14 protein-coding genes are annotated in these 14787 nt (G+C 39.3%); all 14 read left to right on the top strand.

Annotation, left to right across the window (positions count from 1 at the left end; genetic code table 11):
* The first annotated feature begins 157 nt into the window (after positions 1–157).
* The 14 genes from AC0VYO_RS15755 (at position 158) to uvrC (ending at position 14739) form a co-directional block, all read left to right on the top strand.
* Positions 158–751, top strand: a complete 594-nt coding sequence (locus AC0VYO_RS15755) for a TetR/AcrR family transcriptional regulator (protein WP_430243946.1) — start codon at positions 158–160, stop codon at positions 749–751.
* A 52-nt stretch (positions 752–803) separates the two neighbouring features.
* A complete protein-coding gene (locus AC0VYO_RS15750; RefSeq protein ID WP_475367791.1) occupies positions 804–1577 on the top strand; it encodes an enoyl-CoA hydratase in 774 nt (257 codons plus the stop codon).
* 29 nt (positions 1578–1606) lie between these two features.
* The gene (locus tag AC0VYO_RS15745; protein WP_194219345.1) at positions 1607–2377 is read left to right on the top strand and encodes an electron transfer flavoprotein subunit beta/FixA family protein; all 771 of its coding nucleotides are present in this window, start codon (positions 1607–1609) and stop codon (positions 2375–2377) included.
* A 12-nt stretch (positions 2378–2389) separates the two neighbouring features.
* Positions 2390–3367 (top strand): electron transfer flavoprotein subunit alpha/FixB family protein, encoded by a 978-nt coding sequence (locus tag AC0VYO_RS15740; protein WP_194219346.1) that lies wholly within the window; start codon positions 2390–2392, stop codon positions 3365–3367.
* Between the two features lie 254 nt (positions 3368–3621).
* The gene (gene trxA / locus AC0VYO_RS15735) at positions 3622–3933 is read left to right on the top strand and encodes a thioredoxin (protein ID WP_194219347.1); all 312 of its coding nucleotides are present in this window, start codon (positions 3622–3624) and stop codon (positions 3931–3933) included.
* Between the two features lie 143 nt (positions 3934–4076).
* Complete coding sequence (locus AC0VYO_RS15730) at positions 4077–5273, top strand: hypothetical protein (RefSeq protein WP_475367790.1); 1197 nt, start codon at positions 4077–4079, stop codon at positions 5271–5273.
* 87 nt (positions 5274–5360) lie between these two features.
* Positions 5361–6308, top strand: coding sequence for an NAD-dependent epimerase/dehydratase family protein (locus tag AC0VYO_RS15725; protein WP_475367789.1), 948 nt, complete (start codon positions 5361–5363; stop codon positions 6306–6308).
* On the top strand, positions 6281–7225 hold the full coding sequence (locus AC0VYO_RS15720; RefSeq protein ID WP_475365578.1) for a lysylphosphatidylglycerol synthase transmembrane domain-containing protein: 945 nt from the start codon (positions 6281–6283) through the stop codon (positions 7223–7225). The genes AC0VYO_RS15725 and AC0VYO_RS15720 overlap by 28 nt, the downstream gene beginning before the upstream one ends.
* The gene (locus tag AC0VYO_RS15715) at positions 7222–8685 is read left to right on the top strand and encodes an alkaline phosphatase family protein (RefSeq protein WP_430243957.1); all 1464 of its coding nucleotides are present in this window, start codon (positions 7222–7224) and stop codon (positions 8683–8685) included. Before AC0VYO_RS15720 ends, AC0VYO_RS15715 begins: the two co-directional genes overlap by 4 nt.
* Positions 8682–9455 (top strand): glycosyltransferase family 2 protein, encoded by a 774-nt coding sequence (locus AC0VYO_RS15710; RefSeq protein ID WP_475367788.1) that lies wholly within the window; start codon positions 8682–8684, stop codon positions 9453–9455. The genes AC0VYO_RS15715 and AC0VYO_RS15710 overlap by 4 nt, the downstream gene beginning before the upstream one ends.
* 66 nt (positions 9456–9521) lie before the next feature.
* Entirely contained in the window at positions 9522–10289 is a 768-nt protein-coding gene (locus AC0VYO_RS15705) for a hypothetical protein (protein WP_430243961.1), read from the top strand.
* Between the two features lie 30 nt (positions 10290–10319).
* Positions 10320–11258: an FTR1 family iron permease gene (locus AC0VYO_RS15700; protein WP_404681417.1), complete on the top strand. Its 939-nt coding sequence runs from the start codon at positions 10320–10322 to the stop codon at positions 11256–11258.
* 113 nt (positions 11259–11371) lie between these two features.
* On the top strand, positions 11372–12880 hold the full coding sequence (locus tag AC0VYO_RS15695) for a hypothetical protein (protein WP_475367787.1): 1509 nt from the start codon (positions 11372–11374) through the stop codon (positions 12878–12880).
* A gap of 77 nt (positions 12881–12957) precedes the next feature.
* Positions 12958–14739, top strand: coding sequence for an excinuclease ABC subunit UvrC (uvrC, locus tag AC0VYO_RS15690; protein ID WP_430243966.1), 1782 nt, complete (start codon positions 12958–12960; stop codon positions 14737–14739).
* Positions 14740–14787: the final 48 nt, after the last annotated feature.

Raw genomic sequence — 14787 nt, 5'->3', positions numbered from 1 at the left:
ATATGATGAATTTGCAAAATAACTCTCGATTCCAACCGAGCGCTCGTTCAGAAATCTTATGTTGACAATAGCATAGTCGTATCGCTACAATAAGATTATGAATGAATGCTCATTCATTTTGAATGAGTGCCGGATAAAGTATAAGGGAGAGCTTCATATGGTTGAAAAGGGGAAAAAAAGGGGTCCGAAATACGACAAAATCATTGATGCGGCTGTTGTTGTCATTGCTCAAAATGGTTATCATCAAGCGCAAGTATCCAAAATTGCGCGTGAAGCAGGCGTGGCAGACGGTACGATCTACCTTTATTTTAAGAATAAAGAGGATTTGTTAATTTCGTTGTTTCAGAAAAAAATGGGGAGTTTTATCGATAAGACAGAGGAACAAATTGTAAAGAAAGATAATGCAATGGATAAATTGTTCACGCTTATTGATATGCACTTTAAACATCTAGGTTCTGATCATGAGCTTGCTATCGTCACGCAATTGGAACTAAGACAAACAAATAAAGCCCTTCGAGCACAAATTGGCGAAGTACTTAAGAAATACCTTACGCTCGTTGATCACATATTGCATGAGGGAATTAAATCAGGATTGTTTATTGAGGAACTAGATATTCGTCTCGCAAGACAAATGATCTTTGGGACACTCGATGAAACCGTAACGAATTGGGTTATGAAAGACCACAAATTTGAATTAGAACCACTTGCTAAGCCACTTCATAATCTTTTGATCAATGGCTTAAGCAAATAAATAGAGACCCCGGCTTTGACTGGGGTCACAAAGTTTTGAGAGGAGTGGAGAAGTGGAATTCATTAACATTTCAACTGAAAACAAAGTGGCACAAATTACGCTGAACCGTCCACCAGCTAATGCAGTGGCATCGGACGTATTGCGAGAATTGTCAGAAGCATTCACTCAAATTGAAAACGATCCAGCAACAAAGGTTATATTGCTCTCTGGAGAAGGAAGGTTTTTCTCAGCAGGAGCTGATATTAAAGAGTTTACAACGGTTAGCACTGAAGAGGGATTTGCTGATTTGGGGAGCTTCGGTCAACAATTATTCGACAAAATGGAAGCGTTCCCAAAACCGATCATCGCTGCTATTCATGGTGCTGCGCTTGGTGGTGGACTAGAACTTGCAATGGCATGTCATATTCGTCTTGTAACTGAAGATGCAAAGCTAGGTCTTCCCGAACTACAGCTGGGTTTAGTACCGGGATTTGCAGGTACTCAAAGGTTGCCAGCATTAGTGGGAAAAGCAAAAGCAACAGAGATGCTGCTAACGAGCGAGCCAATCTCAGGACGTGAAGCTGTTGCAACTGGTTTAGCGAATCAGATGTATAGCGAAGAAGAGCTTCTTCCGAAAGCGAAAGACCTTGCTGAGAAGATTGCTATGAAGAGCTCTGTGGCAGTTGGTTATGCACTTAAACTTCTTACTTATTCTAAATCAGAAAAGTTTGATGAAGGCGTTCAAAAAGAAAAAGAGTATTTTGGAAAGGCATTTGCTTCAGAAGATGGTCAAGAAGGCATTCGAGCCTTCATCGAGAAGCGTCAGCCAAACTTTCAAGATAAATAAGGTGAACTATTTCAGGGAGGGATAAAGATATGAACATTTATGTCATTATGAAAAGAACGTTTGATACTGAAGAAAAAATCGTAATTGAAAATGGGAGAATTAGTGAAGAAGGCGTTGAATTTATTATTAATCCATACGATGAGTATGCCATTGAAGAAGCGATCCAACTTCGCGACGATCATGGCGGAGAAGTAACGGTTGTAAGCATTGGTGACGAAGAAGTTGAAAAAGAGTTAAGAACAGCTCTAGCGATGGGCGCAGACAAGGCAGTTCTCATTAACAATGAAGACATTGATGAGAGTGATCAGTATACGACGACTGCCCTTCTTGCTGCTTATTTTGAAGATAAGGAATATGACATTATCCTTGGCGGGAATGTTTCTAATGATAACAGCACTGGTCAGATTGGACCGCGTCTTGCTGAAAAACTTGGAATCGCTTACGTAACAACGATTACGAAGCTTGATATTGATGGAACAACAGCGACAATGGAACGTGATGTTGAAGGTGATATGGAAGTTGTTGAAGCACAGCTTCCGTTACTTGTAACAGCACAGCAGGGACTTAACGAACCTCGTTATCCATCACTTCCAGGGATTATGAAGGCTAAGAAAAAGCCACTTGAAGAAATAGACTACGACGATCTTGATATAGATGAAGACGAGATCGAAGCTAAAACGGAAACAATTGAAGTTTATTTGCCACCAAAGAAAGAAGCTGGCAAAGTACTTGAAGGTGAAATTGGAGATCAAGTGGAAGAATTAGTGAAATTACTTCGCCAGGAAGCGAAAGTTATATAGGAGGGAATCAACATGGCCAAAAAAGTACTTGTATTCGCAGAAGCTCGTGACAATGAATTACGAAATGTATCATTTGAAGCAATTGGTGCTGGGAAAGAAATCGCAGCCGGTGGTGAAGTGATTGCAGCAATTGCTGGTGAAAGTATTAGTTCTTTAACAGACCAACTATTTCACTACGGAGCAGACCGTGTGATTAAAGTAGAAGATGAAAAGCTTAAAAACTATACAAGTGATGGATATGGTCAGGCATTTTTGCAAATCGTTCAGAGCGTCGATCCGGATGCTATTTTAATGCCCCATACGTCAATGGGCAAAGATTTAGCACCACGTCTTGCAAGTAAGCTTGACGCTGGACTTGTCTCCGATGCTACGGGTATTGAACTTGATGGTGAAGATGTCGTATTTACACGTCCAATTTACTCTGGTAAAGCTTTTGAGAAGAAAAAAGTAAAAGAAGGCGTTGTTCTTGCAACGATTCGTCCAAATAATATTTCTGCTCTTGAAATCGATGAATCACGCTCTGGTGAAGTCTTTGAAGAAACCGTAGAAATAAAGGACCTTCGTACGATCGTGAAAGAAGTGGTCCGTAAATCTACATCAGGTGTTGACCTTTCAGAAGCAAAAGTGATTGTAGCCGGCGGCCGAGGCGTTAAAAGTGAAGAAGGATTTGAACCACTTCAAGAACTTGCGGATCTTCTCGGTGCTGCTGTAGGCGCGTCCCGCGGTGCTTGTGACGCTGACTATTGTGATTACTCCCTTCAGATTGGGCAAACAGGGAAAGTAGTTACACCTGACCTCTATATTGCTTGCGGTATTTCTGGTGCTATTCAACACTTAGCAGGAATGTCTAACTCGAAAGTGATAGTAGCAATTAATAAAGACCCTGAAGCAAGCATTTTTAATGTTGCAGATTATGGTATTGTTGGTGATCTCTTTGAGGTTGTACCATTACTTACACAGGAGTTTAAGAAAGTATTGCAAACAAGCTAAGAAAAAAAGCGAGCTTATCTAGCTCGCTTTTTGTATAGAGATCATTACGATCTTATTTCATTATTTCAGGCTCGTTTTATTAATGAAGAGATAGGGAACAATGAAATTAAGTCAAAAGAATGGAATCAGAAAGAGTATTAATGATATACTCATTTTGTGCCTATTGATATGAAATCAAATTGGCAGAGCACACTGAGGCAACCGGCCTTAACCTGGTAAACTCAAGTGATAATGTTTAAGGAGGAAGATACAGTATGGCTATCGTACACGCAACAGATCAAAGTTTCGCACAAGAAACAAGTGAAGGTCTCGTTCTTGCAGACTTCTGGGCACCATGGTGTGGTCCTTGTAAAATGATTGCTCCAGTACTAGAAGAGCTTGACTCTGAGATGAGCGACGTAAAAGTTGTAAAGCTTGACGTTGACGAAAATCAGGAAACAGCAAGTAAATTTGGGGTAATGAGTATCCCAACACTACTTGTATTCAAAAATGGTGAGGTAGTTGACCAGGTTGTCGGCTTCCAACCAAAAGAAGCACTTGCACAGACGCTTTCTAAGCATCAATAATTAGTTAAGTTTCAAACACCCTGATCTGTTTTAGGATCAGGGTGTTTTTTTTGTTATCTTCAAATGAAACGGTATTGACACTGATAATCGTTCTCGATATAATCATCATGGATATAAGACCTGACGAAAAGGAGTTTTACATAATGAAGAAATCGGCTATGCTATTCACTTCTATTACGCTTGCAGCTACGGTTCTTGCTGCTTGTGGTAATGATTCTGAAAATGCTACAAACACAGAAAATAACAGTTCTAAGCAAGAACAAACGAATTCTGATGATAAGTCTAGTGAGATGTCAATTGAAAGCGCTGCTACTACGAAACAAGTAGAAGCTTATCAGACGATTACTAATGAACTAAACAAAATGAAGGAAGATCAAGAAGTAGATTGGGAGTTAGTTGAAACTACCTACACTAGTGACTTAAAGAGCGCTGTGAATGAAATTGATAATGAGTTTGATACATTTATCTCTACTGGAATTCAAGCTGGAAAATCTGAAGAGCTTGATAAGAATGTAGCTCGTCAGATCATTGATAAAGGGACACAGTCATACTTTTATCAAAAGCAAAAATCCCTTCAACAGGCAGTGATTGATGCGAAGGATGCTAAAAAAGAAGATGAGGCTATGCTTCATTTTGAAGAAATACAGTTACTAGCAGAAAAAGTATTTGTTCCTACAGCCGAAAAACGCGACTCCTACTATGAACTTGATGGAGATTCAAGTATTGTTGAGAATATTAAAAATGGCCTATCAGCGCAGGAACAGGCGCTTTCTGAAGGGAATATGGAAGATTTTGCTGTGACGAAGCAAGTAACGGATAAGTCCATTTATAAGAGCTACTACTTAGCTTCTAATTCCTATGCAGAAAAGATTGAAGAAGCGGTAAAGACTGGTGAAACAGATGAGTTACAAGTGATGCAAACAGAAGCTCTCGGTTTTTATCAAGCAATAAAAGGATCACTCTCAGGCGGCGATGAAGAAGCGGCTGAGAAGTTAAGTGAATTATTCGATATAAGTAACGATCCAGAGGCTATCAAAGCTGATGAAGTAAACGATTTGTTCGCAAAAGCGTTTACAGGAAAAATCAAAGGATATCACGAGAAAGTAGCTGAGCTAGCTAAAGAAGACAAGCTTTCTGAAGGTAAAGAAGCTGCAATGGAAGCCAATGTATTCTTAAAAGCGATTGAAATGCCATTAATGGAGGCAATCGGTGAAGAGGAAACGGATGCAGTCTATGAAGACGCACAAAACTGGTTTGATGCAGTTGCTAGTGAGAATGCAGATGAAGTGCAAAAGCTAAGTGATCGCATTTTGACCGAACTAGAAAGTGTAGTAGAATAGCTTTAGATTGAAATGGCCGCTAAATGCGGCCATTTCTCTTGTAGGACGGATTAATTTGAAACACTGAAAAATATAGGAGTGCCTGAGATGAAAATACTCATTACTGGCGGGGCAGGTTTTATAGGAAGTAGCCTTGCAAAGTCGCTTTTAACAGATGGTCACGATGTCTCAATCATTGACCATTTCTCTTCCTATTATGATATTAATCGAAAAGAAGAACATCTAGAAGAAGTGAAAAAAGCTGGGTCAATTAAAGTTCACGTTTTTGATTTATTAGATCATGAAAAAACGGATGCTCACTTCAAAGAGCATTCTTACGATAAGGTGGTTCATCTTGCTGCACTTCCAGGAGTTCAATATTCATTAACACATCCACATGACTATATTGATCAAGATATCAAAGTAGTGGTAAATGTATTAAAAGCTGCGGGTGATGCGGGAGTCCCCCATGTTTTATTTGGTTCTTCTTCATCAGTATACGGTAATCGTGAGAATGGCCCGGTGTTAGAAGATGAGGCAAATGGCAAAGTGAAGTCTCCGTATGCAGCTGCTAAAGCTGGAGCAGAATCTTTTTGCCATGCGTATCAATCGCTTTACGACTTTAAGTTAACGGTTTTACGATTTTTTACAGTGTATGGGCCATGGGGCCGTCCCGATATGGCGATTCCTCTATTTATTAATAAGTTAATAAAGGGGGAGGAAATCATTGTTTATGATCGTGACCAGTCTAGGGACTTTACGTATATTGATGACATTGTTACAGGTATAACATTAGCATTCGAACAAAAAGGAATATCAGAGATTTATAATCTCGGTTCGGGTACGCCGATTCAGCTTAATGAACTTATTACTTCGCTTGGTGTCTATTTTCCTGATGCGAAAATACTTGATGGAACATTTCGTCCAGGGGATGTAAGGCATACTTGGAGCGGTATTAGTAAGGCTAGGGAAGAATTGGGATATACTCCGAAGGTGAAGTTTGAGGAAGGATTAAGAAGGACAATCGAATGGGCAAAAAAATATCACGCTTATTAAAGTGGTCATTTGGAATTGGCCTATTCATTTCATTTGGATTTCTTCTTTTTCAAGAGTTTAATCTGTCGAGTCTTTTAGCTCTTACCTCTGAATTGCTAAGTGAACCATGGTGGTTAATCGCTATGATAACTGGATACACATGTTCTTTTTTACTGCGTAGTTGGTGCTGGCGATTACTTGTTGATAAGAATATATCAATTAGGGTTTATTTAGCAGGGGTTTTTTATAGTCTCTTTTTTAACCATCTACTTCCTTTCAAGGGCGGAGAGGCTGTGCGTATGGGAGTGCTTGCGCAGAAACAAAAAGGGCGATGGGGAATGGCTATTCAATCCGTGCTCGTTCTCAGGTTAATTGATCTCTTCTGGTTGGGGGTTTTTTCAGTTATTGGGGCGGACCTTATTGGGATTGATATCAACCTGACTTTTTTCATAACAGCGCTTGTTATTTTTGGTGTTACCGTGAGTGGGTTGATTATCTATCTAAAAAAACATCACGCTGCTTCTTTTTTTAATAAGCAGATAACTACCATGCAGACTCTTGTAAGTTCACCACATATGGTGCTTGTTCTAACGCTATCTTGTATAAGCTGGGTAGCTGAAGGAATCGTCGTATTTAGCGTAGCGAGTCTTATTGGACATCTGTTTACATATTCAGATGCCATGTGGGTTACATCATTATCAGTCGGATCTGGTGTCTTTCAATTAGCTCCAGGTGGCTTTGCGACTTACGAAAGTGTGATGAGCTTTTCACTTAATCGGGTAGGTTTCGGATGGGAAGAAGCCCTTTCAATTGCGATTGTCACGCATGCATTTAAGTATATTTATTCTTTTGGCGCTGGATTAGTGGCGTTTTATCTTTATCCTCTTCGATTACAGGAGTTGAAGTCGTTTATGAATAAGAAAGGAGAAACATCATGAAACAAGCGTCAGGCTTTGAAAAGATAGCAGCAAGATGCTGGAATCTGTTAAATGAAGGTAAGCCATTTACACCAATCTTTGTTACAGGGACAATTTTGTTATTTTACATTTCACAATGGACTTCTATAGAGTTCTGGGGGGCTTTCTTTGTTGGACTAGGCGTCGTATTGCCTCTTTTAGTACTCTACTACGTTTATGATTACCCATTATTTTTACGAAATTATTTATGGATGCCTCTAATTGGGTACCTGCTGATTTTTGATTCATTTTCACTTCAAGTAGCCATGCTAGGTATAGGTCTCTATTTTTTCTTTACTGTCTTTTTCTGGGGAACATTCTATTACCATCTTCGAATTGGAACGAGCTGGCTTAACTTCACTCGTTTTTGGAAGTTAGTGCTTAAGAATAGTGATTCTACTAGTGGTAACGCGCAAGAACAACTTCCGAAGTTTTTATTAATTCTACCATTATGGGTGATGGTTATTGACTCTTCAGTAAAGAATGAAATGACTTTTGAATGGACGACTCTTGTTTTCTTTTATGCAGGAATTTGGTTATTTAGTTTTATTCTTCACCATTACTTATTTGACTGGAAGCCCGCAATTAAATCAGATTATACGAAAGCTGTGCCACCTACGTCGACTAATGAGCGTGTCATTATGATTGTAATCGATGGAATGCGAAAAGAACGATTCCAGGAAGCCAATACGCCTTTTCTTGATTCATTAAAGAAAAATGGGACAGAATACAGTCAAATGGAGACGGTATACCCTGCGCGTACAGTTGTTTGCTTCTCCTCGATGATGACAGGTACATATCCTCTTGAGCATGGTATTAAGTCCAATATGGTTTGGAATCTTGGCGTGAAAGTAGAGACGATCTTTGATTCGTTAAGAAAAGTTGGGAAAACAGGAAGGTTACTCGGTATTGCCCACCTTGTTGACGCTATGGGAGATGACGTAGATACTGTAACGGCAGTTATGAATAACGATGTGGCTGATACGAAAATTATGGAGGGCGCTCGTCAGATTATGTTAGATAAAAACCCTGACTTTTTCACTGTACAGCTTATTGGGACCGACCAAACTGGTCATGCGAGAGGAGTCTTGTATGATGATTACATTCAAAAAATTGAAGAAGCTGATAAATTAGTGGAAGATTACGTTGGTTTTCTTGAAGTGAATGGGTTTATGGAAAATACAACACTCATTGTTTGTGCCGATCATGGACAAGCAGATGGCATTGGGGGACATGGTCATCTAGATGAAGGAGAACGATTTGTTCCATTCTTTATGAATGGGCCATTTATCGAAAAGGGGAAAATTGTAGAAGAAAGGCATAGTCTTACTTCAGTAGCGCCAACCGTTGCTCATTTACTAGGTGCCCCTATCCCTTCACATAGTAGAGGAGCGATACTAGAAGAAGCGCTTCAGGATAGGAAGGAAGACATTATCAAATGAAACAGCATGTGATTGTTTTTTTACCCGCGCATAATGAAGAGCATGCCATTGGAGAAGTGATTAAGCAAATTCCCAGAAGTATTCATCCTTCTGTTCAGGTGAGCGTTCTCGTGATCGATGATGGCTCAACAGATCGGACAGTAGAAGTAGCTAAAAAGGCTGGAGCTAACTATATTTATTCTTTTGATAACAATCAGGGTCTTGGTGCCGCAGTTCGAAAGGGGCTTTCCTATTCAGTAGAATTAGGTGCTGACATAGGTGTGATGCTTGACGCGGATAATGAATACCCTGCCTGGCAATTAGCTGACCTTCTCGAACCTCTATTCAAAGGGGAGGCAGACTATGTGATGGGTTCTCGTTTTAAAGGTACGATTGATGGGATGCGACTTCATCGTCGTTTAGGCAATTATTGTTTTACATTTATTCAGTCCCTTCTTTTACAAAGGTGGATTTATGATGGTCAGTCTGGGATGAGAGTTTTCTCTAGACAAGCTATGGAGCATGGAGAAATCATTCATGACTACAACTATGCACAAGTCATTACATTGAACCTTGTTCGAAAAGGATTTAGAGTTAAAGAAGTTCCAATTACGTACCAGGTTCGATCTACTGGTGAATCATATATTAAGTTTAAAGCGTATTTAACATCTGTTTTACCGGCTATTTTGAAAGAAATGATGCAACCAGTTCAAAAGGTGTCGATTGACTATAGTGCGCATAAAATCTTGCCTGGACACATGACAAGTATGGTGGCAGAAAAGTCACACTAATTGCAGATCTGTTATTGACTTCAATGATGATAATCATTATCATTATCAATGAGGAGGATATTTCAAATGATAAAACGTATTCTGTCATCAGCATTAATAATGACACTAATTTGTATACTAGCAGTTCCTGATCTTGCCAGTGCATACTCTTATGGTGACCCAACCGAAGAGAAAGTAGCTGAAGCATACAGTGAGATGTCTGCAAAACTTAATGAATCTCCTCCGAATTTTGCAGAAGCGAATAAAATTTTTGCTTCCGTTAAAGACGAAATTCAATTACATATGGGTGAAGATGCGGTTCAAGCTGTTCAAAAGGAGCTAGACAACGAAGACAAGGAAGCTGTTATAACGAATATGCAGCAAGTCCTGGTCTTAAATATTTCACGTCGACTTGAAAACGCTGAAACAGATTTTGAAGAATATGATACAACAAGAAAGCTAGTTGGCAAAGCAGATGCCACATATAAAACGCTCTCTCCCGTGGTAAAACAAACGAATCCCGAACTTGATGAAAAGATAAAGAATGAATTTGAGGTATTGCTTGATTCGCTTGGTAACCCTGGCCTTTTTGGAGTGGGGGAGAAAGATTCAGATGAAGAGAAATACGCTGAAAGTAAGAAAGTTATACTTGATGGACTAAAAAATCATTTTGATATGAAATCAGTTGAAATTGGTCACTTTGGAGAAAGTGCAACAGAGGATGAAAGCGCTGGTAGTGAAAAAACGGATTGGACTGATCTCGGTCAGCTATCGAATTGGGTGCCAATCGTTATTCTCATCGTTGTGATTGCAGGAGTAGTAATTTACACAACAAGAAAACGGCGACGCTCCTAAAATCTTTGTTTACGGAAAGGGGAAAGTTTAATGGAAATTCAGGCATTACTGATCATGTTCAGAGAAGTACTTGAAGCGCTTCTCATAATTGGAATCATAACTACCTATATGAAACGAATGGGACAGTGCCAGTATAATAAATATGTCTGGTTAGGTGCTGGGCTTGCTGTAGTTGCAAGTGTAGGCGTAGCCATGTTGTTCCAGGTTGTTTTCACCGGGTTCGCAGCGATGGGAAGCGAGATTTACCTGAAAATTTCCATTATGCTAATCTCCGCCGTATTATTAACTCAAATGGTATTTTGGATGGCTTCACATAGTCGCAATCTTAAAGGAAAGACAGAAGGGAAAATGACGGAATACATTACAACGGGTAACGTGGTAGGCATGGTCATTCATTCTTTTCTCGTTGTCCTTCGTGAAGGTGTAGAAACCGTATTTTTCTTTGCTGCAATTACTGGTGGCGATATTGGTAAAGGATTTGAAGGATGGGGAGCGATTACTGGAATCTTGATTGCTTCCGCTGTATCGTACTTTTTCTTTAAGGGCACGATGCGCATTCCGCTTAAATCGTTCTTTAAGATTACTGGAATCTTTATTGTACTTATTGCCGGTGGCTTATTTGTACAGGGAATTTCGATGATGCAGGATATTAAACTAATTGGTAGCGTAATGCCTCATGTATACGATCTTACATGGTTCTTGCCAGAACATCCGATTGACTACGCGCATTATGTTCGTGATCATGGTGTGGCACCTCTTCTCTCAGGAGACATTGGAATTTTCTTTAAAGCGTTGTTCGGTTACTCTTCAATGCCTTCCATTGAAGAAATCATCGCGTACGTTGGTTATTTTGCAGTGATTTATCTTCTTGTGAACTCAAAGAATGAACCTGTAAAATCAGAAGTGAAAGAACCGAGTAAAGCGATTTTTAAAGCGACAAACGAAATGAAGCAATCGACAGTTAAATAAATTTCCAAAGTGCAAGGCGAAATTCTTCGTCTTGTACTTTTTTTCATCGGAGGTATTTAAAAAGGATAGATTAACGTATGACCCATACCAAGAATTATAAAGGATGATTAGGATTGGATCGATCAGGTAGATACCTTATACGAGCTAGAAACATTAAAATACTCATCTGGCTGATTTCAATGAGCAGTATCTTGTTGATTATTTGGTGGAGAACCGCCTATGCAACTGAGTTACCACGTTCTTGGGATCAAGTCGATTTCTCACTAGCTTTAAATCGATTTGATTTATTTGCCATGCAACCTCACTTTCCCGGATATCCCTATTTTATTCTAGGTGGGATGTTGTTAAATAAATGGATAGGAAATCCCGTTGAGGCTTTAACGTTATGGAATGGACTATTAATGTCGCTTTCTATGTATCCAGCATATGCAGTTAGTCGCTCTTTTCTTTCAAAAACACTTAGTATGGCATCAGTAGCTCTTATTCAATCAATGGTATTTGTCAACGTGTTAACCATTCAACCGATGAGCGAGGCGGCAGCGGTGGCTATTCTATGGTGGTACTTATGGAGTTTGCAAAAAGCATTTCATCGCGAACATTCATTCACGAGCATCGTTGTCGCTTCTTTGTTGTTTAGTTTACTTTTAGGAGTTCGTTTATCTTATTTACCTTTTGGTGTCGGCCTTCTACTACTATTAATACAGAGAAAAAAGCAGCATAAGTCCATTAAATCCTACAGTTTATTTTTACTCACCCAGGTCGGTATAGCCGTCATCTTTCAATTAATTTGGGTAGGGGGTCTTGCTGCTTCTGAAGGTGGCGTAGCTGCATTTTTACAGCTAGCCTTTGGGTTCTCTGAAGGTCACTTTGAAGAGTGGGGTGGAACTGCGGTTTCAGCCTCAGCCCCACTTTTGGAACGAATATCACATCTGATATTGAATAATATAGTTTGGACAGGTCTTAGCGGTCAATCGCTAATGATTTTACTACTATATCTAACCTTTTTTACGTTCATGATCTTCCAAGGGGTGAAAAATAGTGGGAGAACATTGCGAGAAATTTCATGGTTTGGATGGGCATTTGTCGCTATGGCATTTAGCTATTTTCTATGGGCCCTTTTGGCACAAAACATTGATAAGCCAAGACATATCCTGCCTCTACCTGGGATAATAATGTTAGGATTTGTCTGGATAGGGTTAGGAAGACAGGGTAATAACTCAACGAAAATAATGCTTGGTTTAGCCGTAATGATTAGCATACAATCACTTGTTTCCTATTCAACAATGAAAGAAGCAAACGATCCAGCAGCTGTTTATCAATTGATGGATTATGTAGAGCAAATTAACGAGCCGGTCATTGTGTATACTTGGGAAGAAACTAGGGTAATGTCCTATAACAAGGTGTCATTTGAACACGAACAAATTTATACGTATTCAACCTTTCTATCTGATCTTCAATATTATGATGAGCATCGCGTATTTTTAACAGGACAGGTTCTCGATGGATTTAAGAAACAGAATATATCGATGGATGGTCAGATCAAAAAGGTCAAAGAATTCCAATCCTCCACATTGTATGATCCTGTCTATCATGACATTGTTTTATATGAGTTCTTAAGATGATAGAAAATTGAGGTAATGTGTTACAATGAGAGGGGAACATAGATACGCCTTGAAAAGGAGTAGTGAGGTGAGGCAGCATGGAACAACATCTTAAAAATAAGCTAGCAATCCTTCCTGACCAGCCCGGGTGTTATTTAATGAAAGATCGCCAGGGAACGATTATTTATGTTGGGAAGGCAAAGGTGCTAAAAAATAGAGTCAGATCTTATTTTAGTGGATCACACGATGGAAAAACGCAGCGGCTTGTAAGTGAAATACGTGATTTTGAGTATATCGTAACCTCCACAAATCTTGAAGCTCTTATTCTTGAACTTAATTTAATCAAAAAACATGATCCGAAATATAATGTGATGCTTAAAGATGATAAAAGCTATCCTTATATAAAAATAACGGCAGAAGAACAGCCCCGCTTAATTACGACACGTAAAATAAAAAAAGATAAAGGTAAGTATTTTGGTCCATATCCGAATGCTTATGCAGCTAGTGCAACAAAGAAGCTTTTGGACCGACTATATCCTTTACGTAAATGTCGTAAAATGCCTGATCGCGTCTGTCTTTATTATCATATAGGCCAGTGTTTGGCTCCATGTGTCAACGACGTCTCTAAAGAGCAAAATAAAGAGATGATTGACGGGATTACGCGTTTTCTAAACGGAGGTCACCAGGAAGTTAAAGAAGACATAGAAAGAAAGATGACCACAGCATCTGAGAATATGGATTTCGAGCGAGCAAAAGAGTTTCGTGATTTAATGTTTCATATTGATAAAGTTATGGAAGTGCAAAAGATCCAATCTAACGATGGTATTGATCGGGATATTTTTGGATATAGTTTCGACAAAGGATGGATGTGTGTTCAAGTTTTCTTTGTACGACAAGGGAAGTTAATTGAGAGAGATGTTTCACTTTTCCCTTTCTATAATGATGCTGAAGAAGATTTCTTAACTTATATCGGTCAGTTCTATCTTCAACAAAATCATCCTAAGCCAAAAGAAGTATTGCTTCCTCAGCAGGTTAATGCTCAAATGGTAGAAGAACTTCTACAAATTCCAGTTCACCAGCCAAAAAGAGGCAAGAAAAAAGAGCTTGTCGAGCTTACAATGAAGAATGCGACCATTGCCATTAATGAGAAATTTTCATTAATTGAACGCGACGAGAAAAGAACGATTGATGCTGTTGACAACTTGGGAGAAAAGCTTAATATAGAAGCTCCGCTCAGAATTGAAGCTTTTGATAACTCGAACATTCAGGGCACGAACCCTGTATCCGCTATGGTTGTTTTTCTTGATGGAAAGCCAAAGAAAAATGAGTATCGCAAGTACAAAATCAAAACAGTGGAAGGACCAAACGATGTAGGTTCTATGAAAGAGGTTGTGAGAAGAAGATATTCAAGAATGCTTAAGGAAAATGGTCCGCTTCCTGACTTAATTATTATTGACGGCGGAATAGCTCAAATACAGGCGTCACAGGATGTGCTCGAGAATGAGCTTGGTCTGGACATACCGGTTTGCTCGCTGACGAAAGATGAGAAACATAAAACGTCTCATCTTCTTATTGGTGATCCTCCTGAAGCTGTTTATCTACCAAGAAATAGTCAGGAATTCTACCTGTTGCAAAGGATTCAAGATGAAGTACACCGATTTGCGATTACGTTTCATCGACAGCTTCGAGGAAAATCGATGCTTAAGTCAAGTCTTGATGATATTCCCGGTATCGGAGAGAAGAGAAAAAAGAAGCTGCTAAATCATTTTGGATCGATCAAAAAGATGAAAGAAGCAAGCGTTGAAGACTTACACAACGCAGGACTACCAATGAATGTTGCAGAGGAAGTAGTCGCTCGATTTGAAAGTCAATCAAATTAATTTGTAAGAACATGTTGCGGCATTCACGTAAGTTCGTTATAATGAGTG

It is taken from the genome of Anaerobacillus sp. 63XJN7_4_ISO-PGPR-S23-413 (assembly GCF_056173725.1).
The sequence above is the reverse complement of the archived record's forward strand: the minus strand, read 5'-3'. Positions and strand labels throughout refer to the sequence as shown.

Bases quoted from the DNA above. Each gene is read 5' to 3' on its own strand.
- AC0VYO_RS15755 (WP_430243946.1), top strand. From the start codon at position 158: ATGGTTGAAAAGGGGAAAAAAAGGGGTCCGAAATACGACAAAATCATT.
- AC0VYO_RS15745 (WP_194219345.1), top strand. From the start codon at position 1,607: ATGAACATTTATGTCATTATGAAAAGAACGTTTGATACTGAAGAAAAA.
- AC0VYO_RS15740 (WP_194219346.1), top strand. From the start codon at position 2,390: ATGGCCAAAAAAGTACTTGTATTCGCAGAAGCTCGTGACAATGAATTA.
- trxA (WP_194219347.1), top strand. From the start codon at position 3,622: ATGGCTATCGTACACGCAACAGATCAAAGTTTCGCACAAGAAACAAGT.
- AC0VYO_RS15730 (WP_475367790.1), top strand. From the start codon at position 4,077: ATGAAGAAATCGGCTATGCTATTCACTTCTATTACGCTTGCAGCTACG.
- AC0VYO_RS15725 (WP_475367789.1), top strand. From the start codon at position 5,361: ATGAAAATACTCATTACTGGCGGGGCAGGTTTTATAGGAAGTAGCCTT.
- AC0VYO_RS15720 (WP_475365578.1), top strand. From the start codon at position 6,281: ATGGGCAAAAAAATATCACGCTTATTAAAGTGGTCATTTGGAATTGGC.
- AC0VYO_RS15715 (WP_430243957.1), top strand. From the start codon at position 7,222: ATGAAACAAGCGTCAGGCTTTGAAAAGATAGCAGCAAGATGCTGGAAT.
- AC0VYO_RS15710 (WP_475367788.1), top strand. From the start codon at position 8,682: ATGAAACAGCATGTGATTGTTTTTTTACCCGCGCATAATGAAGAGCAT.
- AC0VYO_RS15705 (WP_430243961.1), top strand. From the start codon at position 9,522: ATGATAAAACGTATTCTGTCATCAGCATTAATAATGACACTAATTTGT.
- AC0VYO_RS15700 (WP_404681417.1), top strand. From the start codon at position 10,320: ATGGAAATTCAGGCATTACTGATCATGTTCAGAGAAGTACTTGAAGCG.
- uvrC (WP_430243966.1), top strand. From the start codon at position 12,958: ATGGAACAACATCTTAAAAATAAGCTAGCAATCCTTCCTGACCAGCCC.